Origin of the sequence: Nibrella saemangeumensis (assembly GCF_039541915.1) — a bacterium.
Lineage (GTDB): Bacteria > Bacteroidota > Bacteroidia > Cytophagales > Spirosomataceae > Nibrella > Nibrella saemangeumensis.
Genome location: NZ_BAABHD010000031.1, coordinates 1 through 18723, shown reverse-complemented (window position 1 = coordinate 18723; position 18723 = coordinate 1). Strand labels below are relative to the sequence as shown.

The following is an 18723-nucleotide window of genomic DNA, read 5'->3' as shown; positions in this document are numbered from 1 at the left end:
GTCAGGTGACGGGCGAATAGTTTTTGTCATGACAAAAACACATCTTGCTTTTGCGGCCACGCAAACTTTTTTAGGGCTGCGTACCGGTTGGCAATCGCGTAAAAATGCACCTATAGGCCTATAGGGCTATAGCTTTATAGGCCTATAGGTCAGCCTGAATCGATACGGGGTTGAATTGGTCTTTGTGACTATAAGGCTATAGCCTTATAGGTTAATAGTCAATCGGTGAGATAGGAAATAGAGACCTAAAGGCATAAAGGCATAAAGGCTTATAGGTATATAGGTCCTTATGCGGTAGGTTGGAGCGCTTCACTAAAGGGCTTTATTTCTCTAAACCTAAATATCTAAAGAGCTTAATTAATAGATACATAGAGGCTTATAACTCTATAGGGCTATAAATATAAAAGTTTAAAAACCTATAGGGTTATAAGTCTATATATAGGCCTATAGACCTTTAGATATAAAAGCCTATAAATTTATAGACCTCTAGTTTTATATTTTGAGAGATAATTATATACTTGCCCCAGTTAATCAAAAACAACCACTTCATGTCTACTCCTACCTCCCAGCCGCCGGCTGAAGGGCCCTATTCCGGCCCGCCTGTCATTCTCGCTTTTGCCACCCAGAAAGGGGGCATGGGCAAAACCACCTTATCGGTTCTGGTTGCTTCCTGGCTGCATTACCGCCGGCAGATTCCCGTTGCCATCCTCGACGTCGATAGCTCTCAGCTGTCAGTCTACAACCTGCGCGTTCGGGAAATCGAGCAGCTCGACGAGGAAACCAAAGAGCGGTTCAATCGCCAGGCTATGGATGAGTATCCGGTCCTACGCGGAGAGCCGGCCGCGATACCTCAGCTACTCCAGCAGATCCCGGCCAACGTTCGCCTGGTGCTGATTGATTTGCCGGGTAACATCGATGTGGAGGGCTACGAAACAGCGCTGGGCAAAGTCGACTACCTGCTGGTGCCGATGGAAACGTCTGAATTCTCGGTCACCACCGGCTTCAGTTACCTGATGGCCATTCGACAGGTTGACCTGCTGCCGGCCGATCGCTGCCGGGTTGTCTGGAACAAGTACAAGGACTCCCGGGATGGTACCCTGGTGGAAATGCTGGAGGAGCGCTTTAAGCAGTACGGATTTACCTGTCTGCAAAGCCGGATCCCACAGCGGGATTCGTATCAGGATTCCGCTAACCGTTCCACCTTGTTTCCGATGCCTACTCAGTACCTGCGTAACTCAGGGCTTAAGGATCTTTTCACCGAAATAGAAAGCCTGCTTCCGGTTTCCACCCTTTCATCACCCGTAGAAAATGACTAAGAGCCGACTATCCGAAGTTGCCAAACAAAACATTACCGATCGTGCCAGCAAATTGGCCAATGGCCTGCTGCCGCCATTGCCAGCCGTAGTAACTCCCGTCCATCAATCGAAGCAGGATCCGCCGGCCACGCAGGTTGATGAGCCGACGCCGGTGGCGACCGCTGACACCGACCAAAGTCCGGAAACAGAACTGGCAACGCCGGTAGTGGGAGAGGAGCCGCCTACAGCGGAAGCCGCCCGGGTAGCGAAATCCAGGACCGAGCGGAGCCGAAAATCAGCCTCCTCCATTGATTTGACGGAGCTCGTTACCCAACCGGCACCTGCTGACCTGCGGTGCACCAAGATGATTATGGTAACCGAGGAGCATCACAAGCTGCTTCGCGATCTGAGTTACCTACACGGTAAACCTATGACGGTTGTGTTGCATAACCTGCTGGAGCCTGCCCGCCAGACGTTTGAACGTGACAAACAGAAAGGAAACTAACCCATGCTCAGTCAATACTCATGGTGGGACTTTGTGAAAGTCATCCTGCTGGTGGCAGTCCCCTATTACGGCTACGTGCTGTGGAAATATTACCGGCAGGACATCCGCGAATGGCTTACCAATCGTCAGCGGCCAGTACCGCCGGCTGAAAGCATTGGTGACGGCGATGACCAGGGACTATACCCGGTGAACGACTATACAGACGACGAAGCGCTGGAACCAGAAGCGTCCTCGGCAACGGCTGCGACTAGTAGTCAACCTCTTCAGGAATCATTATCCCAGACGAGCCAAACACCGGACCAATGGAATAATGCCTGGACTGAATCAGAAGAGGTGGACATCAGCGGACCGGCCGTTGCCACTACCGACGATATCTTTGGTCTGCCCGTAGCGGTAGCCGGTGAGAATCTCCAGGAGCAATCCGTCGATGAGATCATCAGCGCAGCGCAGCGGTTAACGACCAACGACCAGGGTGCGCTGTCGCCGGCCCATCCGGACGATAAACCAGCCGCCCGGATTGCCAAGGTGCTGAACAATCAGCTGGGCCATGATATACTAGGTGATATGCCCTTTAAACGTTAATGAACATGAACCTGATGACACTGGATTTCTGGGGAATCGCCGTGCTGGCCTTATTTGCCAGCCTGCTTTTTGTCGGCTACCGGCTGACGCTCAGGCTAGCCGCCTGGTCGGAAGGACTAATTGGCTCGCTGGTGCAAATGAACCTGCACGGGGTGGCCAGGACTCTGCTACAGGTGCTGATTGCTTACGACGAGCATACATACCAGCAATCCCGGTTCATCTGGTGGAATCAGGTCCGGGTGCGCTTCGCTCTCATGTGGGGCGGCACGCTACTGCTCACCGGCCTGATCCTGCTGCTGCAGATCCGGAGCATCGTCTGGATGCCCGCGGCCGTAGCGTTCATCGTTTATCGGCTGGTAGTAGCCTGGCGAAACCCGACCCGACCGCCGATTCATACGCAGGATCCTGCGTTAAAAGAGTTAATTCAAGATGTCAATGAACCCGCTTGGCCGAGACGCCAGCAGCGAGCTCAGCCAATGATCCGGCGGTGGGATTATCTGGATGAGCTGTTTGCCGAATCCGTTTAGTCTCCACTGCTTCCGGATACTTCCAGGCCAGACGCTTTGTCTGGCCTTTTTTGTTGCTTGCCAAAAATAACATTTTCTGCATTTTACAAAATAAAAATATACTTATTATGCATTAGTATGTATATACATTTAATTTAGTTGCAATATTTCAGCGTCTGGAAGTGCCGCATATGTCTATATATGTAAGCTTTTGTCCTCATAAAGTTTAAAAAGTTAACAAAAATAATCCTTTGTAAATGAATATATTAGCTGAATTAATGTAAGTTTTAAATATTTTATAAGCCTTAAAATACAGTATTTGTTTTTTCGCCATTACTTTAGATGCAAAATGTGTATATTTTATTTCATATAACTTAAATTTCACTATTTAAAACCTGTTTACGTATGTACAACCGTGCCAAAAAATCGGTGTTACGGGCAGCAATGGCGCTGTGCCTGTTGGGTATTCATGGTGTGGTACTGGCTCAGCCAGGAGCCGGCAACGGCGCAGGTGCACTGAGCACCACGGCCACGACAATTCGGAGTTACGCCACCTCGGCACAAACGATTGTGTTGGCATTAGGGGTTGTCATTGGTCTGGTGGGAGCGGTCCGGGTATACAGCAAGTTTCACAATGGCGATCCGGATACGATGAAAGCGGTGATGAGCTGGTTTGGGGCTGCGCTGTTTCTGGTCGCGGTGGGTACCATCCTGACAAGCTTCTTCGGCTAATGCTTGAAATCAACAAAGGCATCGGCAAGCCCGTAGAGTTCCGGGGACTGAAAGGTACGTACCTGTACCTGGCCGCCGGCATTGTCATTGGCAGCCTGCTATTGGCTCTGGTGCTCTACGGGTTTTTGGGCCTCAACACCTACCTGGTCACGTTCATCGTCCTGAGCTGCATCCTGGGTGGGGTCTGGTACTGCATGCGGCTGTCCGCCAAGTACGGTGTATCGGGCTTGCTGAAACTGGAGGCAACCCGCAATCAACCCAAGGCAATCGTGATATCATCTGCCCAACCATTCGCCAAGCTCCGTGAAACTAAACGCCAGAAGTCTCGAAACGGCGCTGCCTTTGCTGGCCGTCGAGAATAATTGCATCGTCTCTAAAATGGCCGACATTACCGTCGGCTTTCGGTTGCACCTGCCGGAAATCTTTACCCAGTCGGCCGAGGATTACCGCCAGCTGCATGCTGCACTGGTTAAAGCCATCAAGCTGTTGCCGGTGGGAACCATCATTCACAAGCAGGATTGGTTCACCGAAGAAAAGTATCAGGCCACCCACGATCTGGGCGAAGATAGTTTTCTGACGCAGGCCTTTCAGCGCCATTTTGTCGAACGGCCGTACCTCAACCACTTCTGCTACCTGTTCATCAGCAAACTTCCTAAGTCCCGCCAAAAACAGAAAAGTAACCTGCACAGCCTGACGCGCCGGCGACTGGTTCCCCGGGAGCAAATCAGTCCCCGTGAGCTGCAACCTTTTTTTGATACAATCAGCCAGTTCGAACGGATATTGCTCGATGGAGGCATCAGGGCCGACCGGTTGACAGATGAAGAGCTGGTGAGTGGGAAAGGGGATAAAGGTATTATTCCGAATTATTTCCGGCTCCAGCCCGACGGCCGTAAGAAGGTCATTCTGGAAGATTGGGATATTGACGGACGCGTCCGGATTGGCTCAAAAGATGTGCTGTGCTTTACGCTGTCTGACGCTGATACGTTGCCTCAGGTGGTGGATGTGATGGCCGGCTACGGGCCGCTGTCTTCGGATAGCACGCAGTTCGCTGTAGGGAATGTGTTGCCGGTAGGACTCATGCTCCCCTGTAATCATGTGTACAATCAGTACATCTGCCTGGATGATGCCCAAACCGCTCTGAGGGAATTCGAACAGACAGCCCGCAACCTTAATTCGCTGTCGCAATTCTCTTCGGAGAATGGCATTAACCGGGACTGGACTACACGCTACATCCAGGAAGCCATTCAGCAGCAGCGGACTGTTTGCCGCGCTCATTTCAACGTCATGGTCTGGACCGAAAAGCCCGAACAACTGGATTTTCTCCGGGCCCGGACTTCCTCGGCGATCGCGCAGCTGGACTGTTTGCCCAAACAGAACACGATGGATGCGGCCCGGTTGCTGTGGGCCGGCATACCCGGTAACGCCGGCGACCTGCCGTTCGACGAAACCTTCTACACCTTTGCCGAGCAGGCCGTCTGTTTCTTCAACCTGGAGTCAGTCTACCAATCGTCAATGTCGCCCTTTGGCATCCGGCTCTGCGACCGGCATGGCAAACCCGTTTGGGTGGATCTTTCTGATGAGCCAATGGAAAAAGGCTGGGTGACCAACCGCAATAAGTTTGTGATTGGTCCGTCCGGATCCGGCAAGTCGTTTTTCATGAACCACCTAGTACGGCAATATTACGAGCAGGACACGCATATTCTGCTAGTCGATGTGGGGCACAGTTACCGGGGACTTTGTGACCTGGTGCAGCGAAAGACCCGCGGCAAAGACGGCATCTACCTGACCTACGAGGAGAATAAGCCGATCACCTTTAACCCCTTCTACGTCGAGGATGGTATCTACACCATCGATAAGATTACCTCCATCAATACGCTGCTACTGACACTCTGGAAAAAGGAAACTGAAAGCTTCTCCCGAACCGAAGAGGTAGCCTTGGGTGATGCGGTGGAGGAGTTTATCAAACGCGTACGGAAGGGCCTGGCTGAGGCCTCGTTCAATGGCTTTTATGAGTACTGCAACGCCGAAGATGGATTTCGGGCCTATCTGACTGAAAAGAAGTACGAAGCCCGGTATTTCGACATTGATCAGTTTATCATCACCATGCAGCCTTTCTACAAAGGCGGCAAGTATGATTACCTGCTGAACTCGACGATGAACGTCGACCTGCTGGGCAAGCGGTTTGTCGTCTTTGAGCTGGACAACATCAAGGATCACCCGATTCTGTTTCCGGTGGTGACGCTGATCATCATGGAGACCTTTGTGTCGAAAATGCGCCGGCTGAAAGGAATCCGCAAAATGATGGTCATTGAGGAGGCCTGGAAAGCCATCGCCAAAGATTCCATGGCAGACTATATCAAGTACCTCTTCAAAACCGTCCGCAAGCATTTCGGCGAAGCGCTGGTGGTCACCCAGGAGATTGACGACATCGTAAACAACACCATCGTCAAGGACGCCATCATTAACAACTCCGACTGTAAGATTCTGCTGGACCAGTCGAAGTATCAGCACCGGTTTGAGGAAGTGCGTCAGCTACTGGGCCTCTCCGACAAACAGAAGCAACTGATCCTGTCCGTGAACCGGGATCTGGATCCGCGCCGGAAGTATAAAGAGGTGTTCATCGCCCTGGGCTCCCGGGCTAAAGTGTACGCCACTGAGGTGAGCCTGGAAGAATATGCCGCCTATACCACTGAAGAAAAAGAGAAGGTGGAAGTGCAGCAGCGGACGATCGCCAACGGCGGAGACATTCAGGTGGGCATCGTTGACTTTGCCGACGCCCGTCGGATGAAAGCTGCGCAAACGGTCTAAGACGAACAATAAACCTTTTCATGATATGATTTTACTGCAACAGCCGGGTGCCGGCACCTACGTCGATTATGGCTTCTACCAGAAGTTTGAGTCGATGGAAGCGGCCATCAAAACCGCGTTTACGGAAGTGCTTCAGGGCATGGGGAACCTGGGCGATGTAGCCTCGGCCATTGCCGCCATCGCGGCAACCTTCTACATCGGATTTCGCATTCTTGGCCATTTCGCCCGGGCCGAAACCATTGATGTCTATCCATTGCTCCGGCCGTTCGCCATCGGCTTTATCGTGCTCAACTTTACCATGGTAACTGACTTCCTGGGCGCACTTATCCGGCCGGTAGAGGTGGCAACCCAGAACATGGTCGACATTCAGGTGACGCGCATTCAGCAACTGGAGCAGATGCGTCAACAAAAAATTCAGGAGCGCATGGCGCAACTCGACGCCGAAATGGGGGAGGAGCTGAGTAACTGGTCGATTGGTCAGTATCTGACGCTGGTTGTCGAAAAGCAGCGGCTGTATATCCGAGAAGGCTTCGACCTGTTTCTGAAGAATATCTTCTACGCCTTGTTTCTGGCGGCTCGCCTGGTGATCATGACCGTGAGGTCCTTCTTTCTGATTGTGCTCACCATCATCGGACCGCTGGCCTTCGCCATTGCCATCTTTACCGGTTTTCAGGATAGTCACCTGATGTGGATTGCCCGATTCGTGCAGATTTCGCTCTGGCTGCCCATGGCCAATATCCTGGGTACCATCGTGTCTTACCTGCAGGGTAAGGTTATTACGCTTCAGTATCTGGAAATTACCAATAACGTGCCGGATGAGGCTCAGAGTGGACCGCTGATCTACATTGTCTTCATGATCGTAGCCACGCTGAGCTACTTCACCATTCCGACCATTGCGTCCTACATCATCTCTTCATCAGGCGTTGCCGGTGCGCTGCAGCGGATAACGAGTCTGTCGACGGCGATGGTAGCCGGCTCCATGGGGACCGCTACGAGTCCAATGGCCCGCAATGCAGTCAACGGTGTCATGCACGGCGCGGGTCAGGTAGCCGGCGGTGTCGGCTCGGCCGCGATGATGGGGGCAGGCTTGGCCTATGCAGCAGGCTCGGCTGCGGCTAAAACGGCCGCTAACTACGGCTCCTTCTATGGGCAGGCCGCCAAACAGGAATTCAACAACATGCGAAACATTACCAAAACGTCTGATTAGTTATGGCCTCTAACGATCAAACCTTTTTCAAGTCGCTGCGGAATCTGGAAACCTCCTATCGTAACATCCGGATTCTGGCCTTTACCAGTGTCGCGCTGTTCTTTCTGATCACCGTGTCCAGCCTGGTGTTTGCCTACCGGGTAAAGACGGATTCGGAAAGTCGCATTTATGTGGTCGAGCAGGGGAAAAGCTTAATTGCAGCCCTACGAAATGATGTCCGGGAAAACCGGCCGGTAGAAGCGCGTGACCACGTTCGGCGGTTTCATGAGTTGTTCTTTACGCTGGACCCCGATGCACACGCTATCGAGGAGCATATCCGGGAAGCCTTGCCCTACGCCGATGAGAGTGTCAGCCGGCTGTACCTGGATACCAAGGAGAAAGGCTACTACAATCAGCTCATTCAGGCTGCGGCCTCGCAGGAGATTCAGGTTGACAGCATCCAGATCGACCTGAATCAATATCCCTACCAGTTCCGCACCTTCTGCCGTCAGCAGATTATCCGCCTGACCAATATCACCGTACGCCGGCTGGTAACCACCGGGTACCTACGCAACGTCAGCCGTTCGATGGAGAATCCCCACGGCTTTCTGATTGAGAAGTTTGCGGTATTGGATAACACGGATCTGGAAGAACGCATGCGCCATTGAAATGGATCCTGACTCCAATTGTACGTCTGGGCGAGTACCTGATGAGCCTCTCTGACCGCACCCGGCTCAGACTGGCCATTCTCGCTTTGCTAGTCCTTGGTGGGGGAGGGGTCTATAAGCTCACCCGATCAATTCAGCGCCTGCAGGAGCCCCTGCCGAAAGCGACACCCGAGCAACTGATCAAGCCAATGGAAAGCCTCTTCCGGCAAACTACAGAATCGATGCTGCAGCAACAGGCATCCCGTCAGGCAACCATTCACCAACTGGATAGTCTCAAAGCGACTTACTCCAGCCAAACCCCGACAAAGCCATGAATACAGCCCTTTCGGCAACGCATACAGAAGTTGCTTTTTTCCGGGAGCGCAAAGCGATGCTGATGTACCCGGTTATTATCGTCCCTTTTCTGACGGCCCTGTTCTGGATTCTGGGCGGAGGCAAGGGCGAACGTTACCTGGCCGAAGAGGCTGCGGCCGACAGGCCCGGAGCCGGCGGATTCAACGCCAGCGTGCCCCAGGCCAAAAACAGCGTTATTCGGACGCGGTCGGTGGAAACACCCGGCTACGGTTCCGCTCAGGGTGGGCAGGTTCTGTCCAGCTTCACCCATACCCGTCAGGATTCCATAGCACAGGGACTCAAGGCGATTCCGGCCAGCAGTCCCGCGACTGTTGAACGGCATGCCTCCAGCCTGGCCGCACCTCAACCTGCGACTCCTTCACCGGTAGCCCAGCCCACTCCAGTGATCACGCCGGCGGCTCGTCCGGCGCAACGGGCACCCCAGGTCAATCAGGCGGCAATGGCAGCGACCTCCGGAGGAAACCGATCCGGAAAAAGCTACTACTACCGCCCCCCTCAGCAAAGCGCAGCGACATCCGAAAACTATTCCGCAACTCAGGCTCCTCAGTATGTCGTCGAGGAGATTCATCCTACTCTGCCATCTCCGGCAGACGGAGGCCAGCAGTCTGAGCAATCGGCTACGAATACGGTTCGGCTCAGTGATAAGCTGGCCACGAGCCGGCTGTCGGATGAGGCAGACAACGAGAGTCCGTTCTACACGGCTCCTACCGGTGGCAATCGCCCCCAGCCAACCCGCGCGGTGCTGAATCCAGGCGAGCATTCCCGCCGGCACATCGCCTGGATGATACCGGTTGTAGTACACGAAGACCAGGCCATCCGGGAAGGCCAGCAGGTCAAACTCCGGCTGTTGAAGGAAGTGACCGTCGAAGGTGTAACGGTACCGGCCAATTCTATTCTGTACGCCGTTGGCCGACTGGCCGAGGATCGGCTGATCCTGACCGTGCGCAGCCTGCAGTTGGGTGGCCAGTTGATTCCGCTGGATCTGGATGTGTATGATACCGACGGTTCACCAGGGGTGAATGTGCCCGGTCTGTCGCGTCAGGTGGGCGGCCAGATTCAATCTTCCGCTATTCAGGGCGTCAACCTGCCCGGCGTAGGCGCGTTGGCTAATTCTGTACTCAATTCGGCCCGTATGAATGCCTCCAACGCTGTTCGGCAGCCGATGATCCGGCTGCGGGGCGGCTATAATCTTTACCTGAAAGCACAATGAAAACTACAGTACTGTTTCCGTTCCTGCTGAGCCTATGCCTGGGAGAAGTGTATGCGCAGGTCAACTATGTGCAGCCGGGCGTCGGTACGCCGGGCGTCGCCACGCCGGGTCGGTACGCCGATGCGGTCGTCACACCAGTTGGTGTATCGACCTACAGCCAGCCCATAGACCCGGCAACCTTCCGCACATCGTATGCCATCCACGTGAGCGACACGAAAACCACGCATTTAATCTTTCCTCACGAAATCAAATATGCCGACTTGGGCAGTAAGGATATCTACGGAGAAGCTGTCGAAAAGGCCGGCAACGTGTTTCGGATCAAATCCATGAACCGGAGTTTTCTGGGTACCAGCCTAACGGTGATCACCGCCGATGGTAAACTCTATAGCTTCCGGGTGCAGTACGATCAGGATCCGTTGGTGCTGACGTATGACCTGAGTCGGCTAAGCCAAACGCCCGAGGTGCCCAAATCCGCGAAAGTGGCTTCCGGATCAGTTGCCAAACTAGCCGATAAGCTAAATACCCTGGGCACGCAGGCCCTGGAGTCACGCCGGCGTATCAGGCATGTGGGCTACCAGACGCAGGGGATGAAGCTGTATTTAAAAAATATCCTCTATACGGAGGATGTGATGTTTCTGGTATTGGGCCTGGACAATGACTCCAAATTGGACTACAACCCCGATTTCATGCGGTTATACGTGGCGCAGTTGAAGCGGGCGGGCGAGTCGTCAGCCTCACAGGAAGTCATCGTCGAGCCGATCAAGATCTTCGATGATGGTCAGCCTACGATACCTCATCGCAAGACGGTAACGCGCGTATTAGCCATAAACCGGATGACCCTGGAAAAAGACCGGCGGCTGATGGTGCAGGTCAACGAAAAGGAGGGGGCTCGACTGCTGACGCTGCCCATTGGTCCCGAAGAACTAGCCTCCGCCAAACCCCTATGAGAAACTTAGCCATCAGTCTGCTCTTACTTGGCCTGTTGGGGCTGGTTTCCCTGCCTGTGAGCGCACAACTCCACCAGGCAGGGCAATCTGCGGTAGAACTGTCAGGCGGTTTCCTGGATGGATTCAGAAAACCCGCTCAGGATAACTTCGGGTACTTCGCCGGGATCGCCTATAGCCAGTACCGTTCGCGGTATACCTACTGGAAAGCCGGGGCGCACCTCAACGCTAAACAGTATGCCTACGACATCAGCCGGGTACCCCTTCACCAGTACCTGGGCGAAGGGGAGATCTATACCCGGATAGTTGGGCGAGTCAGTCGGAGTGTGGTGGTTAACGCAGGCCTCGGCGTAGCGGGTGGCTATGAACAGATCAATGGTGGCCAGCCGTCGATTGATGGTGCTCGGATTATTAACCGCTCCAGTTGGGTGGCCGGGCCAACCGTAGCATTAGAGGGCGAGTTCCTGGCAAACGACCGGCTAATCCTGCTGGCCAGAGCCAAGGAATATTACCTGTTCCGGTCTAATGTGGTGCGTACCCGTTTCAATCTGGGTATTGGTGTCAAGTTTATTCTTCCAACCTCTACTGACGAATGAAATCGCTTTTCACTGCCTTATTGCTGCTGGTGCTGGCCACGGCCTGTCAGCAGGAAAACCTCAGCATCGAAGCACCTTACCGGGTTAAGATCAATGCCTATACGAGCAACTATATCATGCAGAGCCGGCAGGCACAACGGATCATACTCGACCTCAAAACCGATTCGTACTACCGGCAAACGGGCTACCAACTGGTGTATTACCAACAGGCAGGGCTTGGTCGCCTGTACCGGGACTCTGTGGCCATTCGACAGCGCGTACCGGTAGCCTTGCCGCTGGGTCAGTCCGAATGGTTGTTTACCCCTGAATCAACGGGGGTATGTCAGATCATTCTGATTGCGCAGCAGGAGCGGGGCTATACCCGCCCGGATACTGTGAGGCTAAACTTTCAAATTGTTCCATAATCCCTATTCCTGTATTGTTTATGAAACTATTTTGTATTCTCTTTCTCATACTGGTAGCGCTGTCTACCTCTACCATAATGGCACAGGATGGTGGGGGCACCGTTATTAACCTGAAGGGCGATTCCAACACCGAACAGGCCGCCAAACTTGAACTGATTCGGGTGCTGCAGGAGCGGCTCAACAAACTGACGGTAAGTCAGCTTAACGCCCGGATCATTGTGTCGAAAGGTGTGGTAAATTATTACAAAGTCGGTGAAATTATCCAGATGCAGCAATCCATCTATGCCTATCGCTCCAAATACGTGGGCATGGCTCAGAAGGTTGAGAACGGCAATTCGGGTTTTTCGGCCCATGCCGGCAACGGGTTCACGTATAAATACATTGTGCAGCTTAACACGGCGCTGGATAAGGCAAAGTCAATTGGGGATCAGTTGGCCGTAGTGCTTAAATCTGGCCAGCCTATTTTGTTGCCACCCCTTCCGACGTTCAGTATAACGGGTGGCAGCGGTGGCAATGAAGCCAAAGAGATTACGGATCGAATACAGGCGACATTATCAGCCGCCGGCGTCAATTCACAGGAGGACTGGGATAAACTATCGCAGGCCGATCGTGACGCCCTTAGCCAAAAGATTGAGGAACTCAATAAACAGTTCTTCGAAGGCTTGAAGAAGGCAACAGCCGAAGGCAATAAGCAGGTCGTGTCCATTGTCGGTAATGTGGTGGGTTCGCTGTTTGGGGTACCCAACGCCGGCTCGATGCTGGTGGGCCTGGCCACCGGTAACGTGAATGCGCTGGCAGGCCTGGTGGGCAGCATCGTCGATAACTTTCAATTACCCGTTGATTACTACGATTCCAATACGCTGAAGCTGACGGATTCGGAGCGGTTAAATATTATTGACGAGCTGCACGTACGGATGTCGGAGCTCTACCAGCAGGTCAGTGCATTGGGCGCGAACCTAAGCTCGGAAACCAATAAGCGATATAACGAATTAAGCCAGCCGCGAAACGAAGCGATTCTCTACGGGCCGAAGAAATAAGTGTCATTCTCGCTTTTTAAATACGTTTATAGGGCCTGTAGCTGGAAAAGGCGGTTATGTGTAGGGAAAATTGCGGAAATCGTATTAAACTTTCCAAAACGCGTACGTGAATACTATGAAAAGCATCAGGAAAGGAGCGTTGTGGGTTGTGCTAGTAGCCAGCTTCTGGGCTTGTAATAAAGGGAAAGATCCGGAGCCGGCACTGCCCTCATATCTGAGGGTGCCGGCGTCACTGGATAGCTACGCCGGATCGGGCTTGGTCACCGTGGAGGGGAGTGGACTAAGCCTGCGAGCTGAAGGTCCTGAGCAGCTTAATGCTTCGACGAAAACCTATTCAGGCGTATTAGGTGATATAAGCCAGGACGATATCTATGTTAATTTTACAGTTGGTCAGCCGCGGCCGTACAAGGAGCGCACATCGGTACCAAATCAGTACTGGGCGTACGGATCACTCCGGATTATGAACACCCTGACGCCGGGAACTTACCGAATGGGCATCCAGGAATCACCCGGACCCAGAGGTGAGATTGCTGATCTGACAATGAACCTACCCGGCCCCCAGGTGTATGTGACCAATTCGGGTAGTTTGACGGTTACCGAATCTACCGTCATTAAAACTGAGGGCAGCAGTACGCTCCGACGGGTGAAGGGTACGTTTCAAGCAGTCATGTACGCCGACGGCATGGGCATCCCGACTTCAGGTCGCAACCCCAACCTGAGCGGGACGTTTGATGTACTGCTTCTGGCTAATAACTGACGCCAATGTTCCAATGGTGCCGGAGCAGTATCGCTCCAACGTGTACCTCCAGCTCATGAAAATTAAGGAGCCATGTTCGTACCCATTGGAGCAAAAGCCCAGCACTACGCGGGGAGACCGCCGACCTAGCCATTAGTTAGCATCTACTCACGAAGGCTGCTAGCCTCACCATTCATGAAATGACAATAATGAAGCAGGGAGTATCTTTAGCTGATAGAAATATTGTTTTGTATACCTCTTTTTACGGTAAAATACGTCTGCTGTTCATGACCCAAGCACACAAACACGGAACCGGCACGGAGATAACCCTCGGGCAACAAAAAAGCTGGTACTGCTGCCGGCTTTTTTGAGTGTATAGACCTGTTCGTTTATCTGGAGAGTGCAATTAAGCTCTCTTCTAAGGTCTTTAATTTTTGCTTCCGCGTTGGCGAGTTTCTGCCGTTCACGCTCCACCTGTAAAATTAACAGACGAGAAGTTTAACATGATAGATGCACCCAGCCTTTTAACTTACGCTTTAGATCAACATTTCGGATGTCTCATTTATTGCTATTGATTACTACAAAGTTAAGAAGTGTTACTATTTGAAGGAATCTTTGCCCAACTAGTTAAAGGCCAAGGTATTTAAGATATATACCCTAAGAATACCGAGGGAAGTAGTGTCTGGTCGATTTTCTAAAACCATCTGGACTAGTTATTTATCTTTAAGTAAAAGTTGTGTAATTGAGATGAAACAGGTCTACCAAACTAACAGGTTGCTTACGGTCGAGGTTCCTTCTCTCCTTTACCGTCTTTAGAAAGTATAAGCGAGTTGTGCCTGAAAGCTGGCCAGATAACTCACCTGATTACCCATAGTTATGAACTGGTTGAATTTATCATTGCTCAGTTGGTAGCTAAACATAGGTTGCGCTACTATTGTCCAATAATCGTTTATTCGGCAGGAAGCACCTATGCCGATTACAGCATAGAATCGGTTTGGCTTGAGGGTATACACATCATCAAGATCATAAACCTTTCTTTTTCCATCCATCCATTGAATGATTGAAGCATCCTGATGTTTAGCAAACATAACACCGGTTGTCCAGTAGGTAGATAAGCGTTTAGAAGAAGGCCGAAAATTAATATATAAGGGTATTTGGAGATAATCGAATTTATTGAAATTCCTTGATCTTTTAAAGAGGGACAGTTCTTCTGAATCAGTATTACGAATCAGGCTCATATAACTTAAACCGGATGAAAGGGACCATTTAGAAGAAAGTTGGTAATGACCAGCTATTCCAACGAAAGAACCATATTTGGGATGATAGGTGTTTCCGGGTTCTCTGTAAGAAATGTATTGCAGTAAAGAGCCTGCCGTAGGAGCTACGGACCACCGGCTTTGGGCTTGCGCCTGAATCAGAAATGAAAGCAGTAAGGAAACAAATAGGAGAATAACTGTGAAGGATTTTAAGGTTTTCATACCGGGTGTATTTTGAAAGTTTTTATTGGTTAGCATAGTCGAGAGTCTTCCGAACACCAAACGCCAACTCATCATCAATACTATCTAAATATTATTTTCTGATAAGCAGGTATAGATTAGACCTGCTTATCAGAATCGGTACCCAAGGTTGATACCCACTGAGTAGATCAATTCTTTACGAACCGCTCCCCAAGGTATTCGATACGACTGATAAGTAGCTTTTATACCAATAAGCCAGCGAGTAGACAGGTTAAATTCAGCCTCTGCGACAACGCTATAACCAATTGTCAGATAATTGTTTGGACGAGTGTAAATAATAGGCGAAAGAACATAAGGAAATAATCCCTGTTTTATATTAAGATCGTCATAGTTTCTAAAAACGATATAACCCTCTGATCTGGAGTCTGAGAAAAACCGTAGCGATGGACCTCCTCCAAAGCGGAGTTTACTTCCACCAGCCCGAATGGGGGAGAAAAATACATTAGCGTCCATGGCTATAGTCGCAACCGTAGAGCGAACATAGCCAAAGGCGATTTTTCCGGTAGCGAAGCCCACCTGCATAGAAGGCGACAAGGTAAATGAATCGTTGAGACGACGATTGTACTCATTATAATAGCTGATGCCCTTAAAGTTATCATTTCTAAAATGCATGTAGCTCAGGCCAACATTTACACTGTTTCGAGTTGTTGTTTGTGCGGTGACATTTTGAAATAGTAAAACAAAAAAAGGATAGAACAGGAGCACTCGAATTATATTCATCATTTTAGTTAATCTGGTAATTAGTTTAATTAAAGGGTATTCGCTTAGCCCAATAGACCCAATAAGGGCCGCACAGTGACCCTTATTGGATTGTATCGCCGCACTAGAACCCTGAACGTCGAAAATATTTCGTTCACGCAAGTATACATATTTTCATTGATTATACTCCGATTATAAAATCTTCCCAAACCTTTTAAGGTTGAAAAGTTAAAAATCAGGTGTTCGTATGGCTCCTTTATGCTATCATTCCAGAATGACGAGGAATAAGCCTTCCTACTCGATTGATTATAAAGTCATATTTACCTGATTTCCTGTAATCTTCAATAGTTTGTTAGCTAATGAACCTGTATATCCTCTTTAGGAAACTATTTCCTACTCATCGGACAATTATCTGTTGTTTAGTTAATTTATGGCCGATTTGCACATGCAAAAAGTAGGTTCCTTTTTTTACGTCCTTTAAATCAAAGGTAACTAACTTTGAACTTTTAAAATATTTATTTCTCTTTGCTTCATCTATATTAAAAGCTTTAATTGGTATGCCTTTATCGTCATATATGATTAAACTCTGCAATAAGTCCTCTCCAATTTCATTATAATCAAAATCAATATTGAGTTGATCATCTGTTGGGTTGGGATAAGCCATACTATAACCCAAGTATTCACTATTTTGTAAATAAAAGGTAAAGCTTTCACCCGTTCCGTATTGATTGGATGCATCTACTCTCACTCTCATAAAATTATTTGTGTACGCGTTACAACTGTTGAAGTTAGGAGAAATATTACCGGACCCTCCATCTATCATCCAGTTATATGAGGTAGCTGTATAATCTGAAGCCACTTGTAAAAAAGCAGAACTGTTAATATAATTTGGGTACTGAGGAGAACTATAATTAACTTGTTTAGTAGTCAGATAAGGAGGGCCTATCACAATTGTTTTTTCCCTTCCACTGCCACATTGATTACTGCTAGCTCTGACGGTTAATAAACCGCCCCAGGCTTGTGTGCTTAAATTTACACTTGTACTTACACCAGAAATATAATTAGATCCGTTAATTTTTAAGGCACCAGTGCTTTGCCAAATAATATTGTCATAATTACCCATCACATTAACAGACGCTGATCCAGTCTGGTTTGACCCATATAGTTGAGGTATAGAAGAGAAGTCTACCTCTGGCCCAAACCTAACATGAAGTGTAATATATTGGTATCCTGTGCCGACGTGGATATCATTATATTTAAAAGTAATATCTCCACCAACGCCAGGATTTACAGTGCAGCGCACTTTGTATACCCCTACATAACCAGGTACCTGCATTGTAGACAAAAACATGTTTGTAGTATTATTGGTGAAGCTGTCTATTCTTAAATAAGGATAATAAGTTTCATATTGTTGGTTAGCATTATTATATAAAACAACTTCTGCATCAAAATTAAACGATTGGCATGGAAGATAAACATAATCACCATTCCCATAATCACCGTTATAGAACCGAATTTTTATAACGTGATTCCCTAGTGAAATAAAGTTAGTTAAACTAAGGAAGATAAATAGAATAATTGCAGGTGTTTTTTGTGTTATCATAGTCGTTTTACGTTTTAAAGTGAAAAGTGAAGAAGCACGATATTTTAAAAAATATTAGGTGCATATTACCTCAGTTTATAGGTCTTGATTTAACTATTTTTATATAAATTAAACTTATTGAGAATTGCGTTTGTGCTTGAATATTGTTACACATGTTTAATTACTACAGATAGAACAAAGCCATTTATATTCTATCTGTATGTAAGATAAATCGCAAAAAGTTAAGATCGAAATCTCAAATGAGGTTTAATAAAGTTTAACAGTAAAGTCTATCTACATTCACTTAATATTTAAGAGCATGTTTGAAAACGACATAACATTTTGTGAATGTTAAAGATATATTTGAGGCTTTAGAAGAAGAGCAATTGCAAGCATAATCTTTGCTCAACGGCCTATCCCAGTGGTCCTCCGCCGCAGTTCATCTAAGCAAAAGTTCATTCTACTTTCTACGGTTTTTACTGATACAAAAATACTAGTTATTATTTTATGAAAATTTGTTCTTTATATGTCGATTGCCCAATTCTTATATGTAGAAAATAAGTTCCCTTTATTAAATCTTTTACATCAAATTTGACGGACTTTGTTCCGTTAAAATACTTTTGCTCTTTAGCTTTAGTTACGTTAAAGTTTTTGACTGGTACATTACTCCCATCGTATAAAGTAGCTTCCTCTAAAAACTGACCTGCTAGCACTTGGTCAGAAAACTCAACAGTAAGTTCTTCGTTTGCGGGATTGGGATATGCTAGATAACCTGAACTACTACTAATATAAAATGTAAAACTATCTCCTAATCCACACCCATTACTAACCTGAGCAAATACTTGTGCAAAGTCATACGCGTAAACCTGACAACTAAAGCTACTTGGGTAGAGGCTACCATTCCCATTCAATATACTCCACGAACACGAGGTGGCCTGTGGAGTATCTGCCGTAAAAACATAGACTTGTGCCGGATTACCTACATAGTTTGGGTATTGAGGAGGGCCTCCATTTACAGTTGCTGAGGTTATTACTGGTACACCAATTTGTCTTTCGTTCCAAGCACTTGCATTACCACATTGATCTACCGTACGTACTCTAACAGTGCCTCTATTAGAGGTAAGCGAGACATTAACTGAAGCTACTCCATAAACAGAAGTACTACCATTTACTAATGCTCCATTTAACCCTTCCCAATGATAGTAGGATCCTGACCAGAGTGGAGCAGAAGCTGAGAAAGTATTGGAGTTACCATTGGGGTAGTTTTGCAGTTTCGTACAAAATCCGTCACTTGGCCTTGTCTTCCTCCACCGGCCGATATGATAAGTAGCGATACACGGTCGCTCGGCTAATCCCCAAAAG

General features: G+C 49.0%; 20 protein-coding genes. 16 read left to right on the top strand and 4 right to left on the bottom strand.

The window, feature by feature from the left end; all coding sequences use genetic code 11:
- The first annotated feature begins 548 nt into the window (after positions 1 to 548).
- From ABD949_RS16380 to ABD949_RS16305, 16 genes are all read left to right on the top strand, one after another.
- Positions 549 to 1316, top strand: coding sequence for a ParA family protein (locus tag ABD949_RS16380; protein ID WP_345244936.1), 768 nt, complete (start codon positions 549 to 551; stop codon positions 1314 to 1316).
- Positions 1309 to 1800: a hypothetical protein gene (locus ABD949_RS16375; protein WP_345244935.1), complete on the top strand. Its 492-nt coding sequence runs from the start codon at positions 1309 to 1311 to the stop codon at positions 1798 to 1800. The genes ABD949_RS16380 and ABD949_RS16375 overlap by 8 nt, the downstream gene beginning before the upstream one ends.
- 3 nt (positions 1801 to 1803) lie before the next feature.
- Positions 1804 to 2382: a hypothetical protein gene (locus ABD949_RS16370; RefSeq protein WP_345244934.1), complete on the top strand. Its 579-nt coding sequence runs from the start codon at positions 1804 to 1806 to the stop codon at positions 2380 to 2382.
- 5 nt (positions 2383 to 2387) lie between these two features.
- Positions 2388 to 2909, top strand: a complete 522-nt coding sequence (locus ABD949_RS16365; protein ID WP_345244933.1) for a hypothetical protein — start codon at positions 2388 to 2390, stop codon at positions 2907 to 2909.
- A 384-nt stretch (positions 2910 to 3293) separates the two neighbouring features.
- Positions 3294 to 3620 carry a DUF4134 domain-containing protein gene (locus ABD949_RS16360; RefSeq protein ID WP_345244932.1) on the top strand — a complete coding sequence of 109 codons (327 nt, stop codon included), beginning with the start codon at positions 3294 to 3296 and terminating at the stop codon, positions 3618 to 3620.
- Positions 3620 to 3982 (top strand): DUF4133 domain-containing protein, encoded by a 363-nt coding sequence (locus ABD949_RS16355; RefSeq protein WP_345244931.1) that lies wholly within the window; start codon positions 3620 to 3622, stop codon positions 3980 to 3982. The genes ABD949_RS16360 and ABD949_RS16355 overlap by 1 nt, the downstream gene beginning before the upstream one ends.
- Positions 3924 to 6428 carry a TraG family conjugative transposon ATPase gene (locus ABD949_RS16350; RefSeq protein WP_345244930.1) on the top strand — a complete coding sequence of 835 codons (2505 nt, stop codon included), beginning with the start codon at positions 3924 to 3926 and terminating at the stop codon, positions 6426 to 6428. The genes ABD949_RS16355 and ABD949_RS16350 overlap by 59 nt, the downstream gene beginning before the upstream one ends.
- A 25-nt stretch (positions 6429 to 6453) precedes the next feature.
- The gene (locus ABD949_RS16345; protein WP_345244929.1) at positions 6454 to 7635 is read left to right on the top strand and encodes a TraJ family protein; all 1182 of its coding nucleotides are present in this window, start codon (positions 6454 to 6456) and stop codon (positions 7633 to 7635) included.
- A 2-nt stretch (positions 7636 to 7637) separates the two neighbouring features.
- Positions 7638 to 8282 carry a conjugative transposon protein TraK gene (traK, locus tag ABD949_RS16340; protein ID WP_345244928.1) on the top strand — a complete coding sequence of 215 codons (645 nt, stop codon included), beginning with the start codon at positions 7638 to 7640 and terminating at the stop codon, positions 8280 to 8282.
- Positions 8279 to 8596 carry a hypothetical protein gene (locus tag ABD949_RS16335; RefSeq protein ID WP_345244927.1) on the top strand — a complete coding sequence of 106 codons (318 nt, stop codon included), beginning with the start codon at positions 8279 to 8281 and terminating at the stop codon, positions 8594 to 8596. The genes traK and ABD949_RS16335 overlap by 4 nt, the downstream gene beginning before the upstream one ends.
- A complete protein-coding gene (gene traM, locus ABD949_RS16330) occupies positions 8593 to 9846 on the top strand; it encodes a conjugative transposon protein TraM (RefSeq protein WP_345244926.1) in 1254 nt (417 codons plus the stop codon). The genes ABD949_RS16335 and traM overlap by 4 nt, the downstream gene beginning before the upstream one ends.
- On the top strand, positions 9843 to 10793 hold the full coding sequence (traN, locus tag ABD949_RS16325) for a conjugative transposon protein TraN (protein ID WP_345244925.1): 951 nt from the start codon (positions 9843 to 9845) through the stop codon (positions 10791 to 10793). The genes traM and traN overlap by 4 nt, the downstream gene beginning before the upstream one ends.
- Complete coding sequence (locus ABD949_RS16320; RefSeq protein WP_345244924.1) at positions 10790 to 11386, top strand: conjugal transfer protein TraO; 597 nt, start codon at positions 10790 to 10792, stop codon at positions 11384 to 11386. Before traN ends, ABD949_RS16320 begins: the two co-directional genes overlap by 4 nt.
- The gene (locus tag ABD949_RS16315) at positions 11383 to 11790 is read left to right on the top strand and encodes a TraQ conjugal transfer family protein (protein ID WP_345244923.1); all 408 of its coding nucleotides are present in this window, start codon (positions 11383 to 11385) and stop codon (positions 11788 to 11790) included. Before ABD949_RS16320 ends, ABD949_RS16315 begins: the two co-directional genes overlap by 4 nt.
- Positions 11791 to 11810: 20 nt before the next feature.
- Positions 11811 to 12827 (top strand): hypothetical protein, encoded by a 1017-nt coding sequence (locus ABD949_RS16310; RefSeq protein WP_345244922.1) that lies wholly within the window; start codon positions 11811 to 11813, stop codon positions 12825 to 12827.
- A 115-nt stretch (positions 12828 to 12942) separates the two neighbouring features.
- Positions 12943 to 13584 carry a hypothetical protein gene (locus ABD949_RS16305; protein ID WP_345244921.1) on the top strand — a complete coding sequence of 214 codons (642 nt, stop codon included), beginning with the start codon at positions 12943 to 12945 and terminating at the stop codon, positions 13582 to 13584.
- Positions 13585 to 14375: 791 nt separating this feature from the next.
- Here the strand turns inward: ABD949_RS16305 and ABD949_RS16300 are convergent.
- From ABD949_RS16300 to ABD949_RS16285, 4 genes are all read right to left on the bottom strand, one after another.
- The gene (locus ABD949_RS16300) at positions 14376 to 15041 is read right to left on the bottom strand and encodes an outer membrane beta-barrel protein (RefSeq protein ID WP_345244920.1); all 666 of its coding nucleotides are present in this window, start codon (positions 15039 to 15041) and stop codon (positions 14376 to 14378) included.
- A 129-nt stretch (positions 15042 to 15170) separates the two neighbouring features.
- Complete coding sequence (locus tag ABD949_RS16295) at positions 15171 to 15803, bottom strand: hypothetical protein (protein WP_345244919.1); 633 nt, start codon at positions 15801 to 15803, stop codon at positions 15171 to 15173.
- A 373-nt stretch (positions 15804 to 16176) separates the two neighbouring features.
- Positions 16177 to 17382 (bottom strand): T9SS type A sorting domain-containing protein, encoded by a 1206-nt coding sequence (locus tag ABD949_RS16290; protein WP_345244918.1) that lies wholly within the window; start codon positions 17380 to 17382, stop codon positions 16177 to 16179.
- Positions 17383 to 17861: 479 nt separating this feature from the next.
- The coding region (locus tag ABD949_RS16285) for a T9SS type A sorting domain-containing protein (RefSeq protein ID WP_345244917.1) at positions 17862 to 18723 on the bottom strand (862 nt) is incomplete at its 5' end.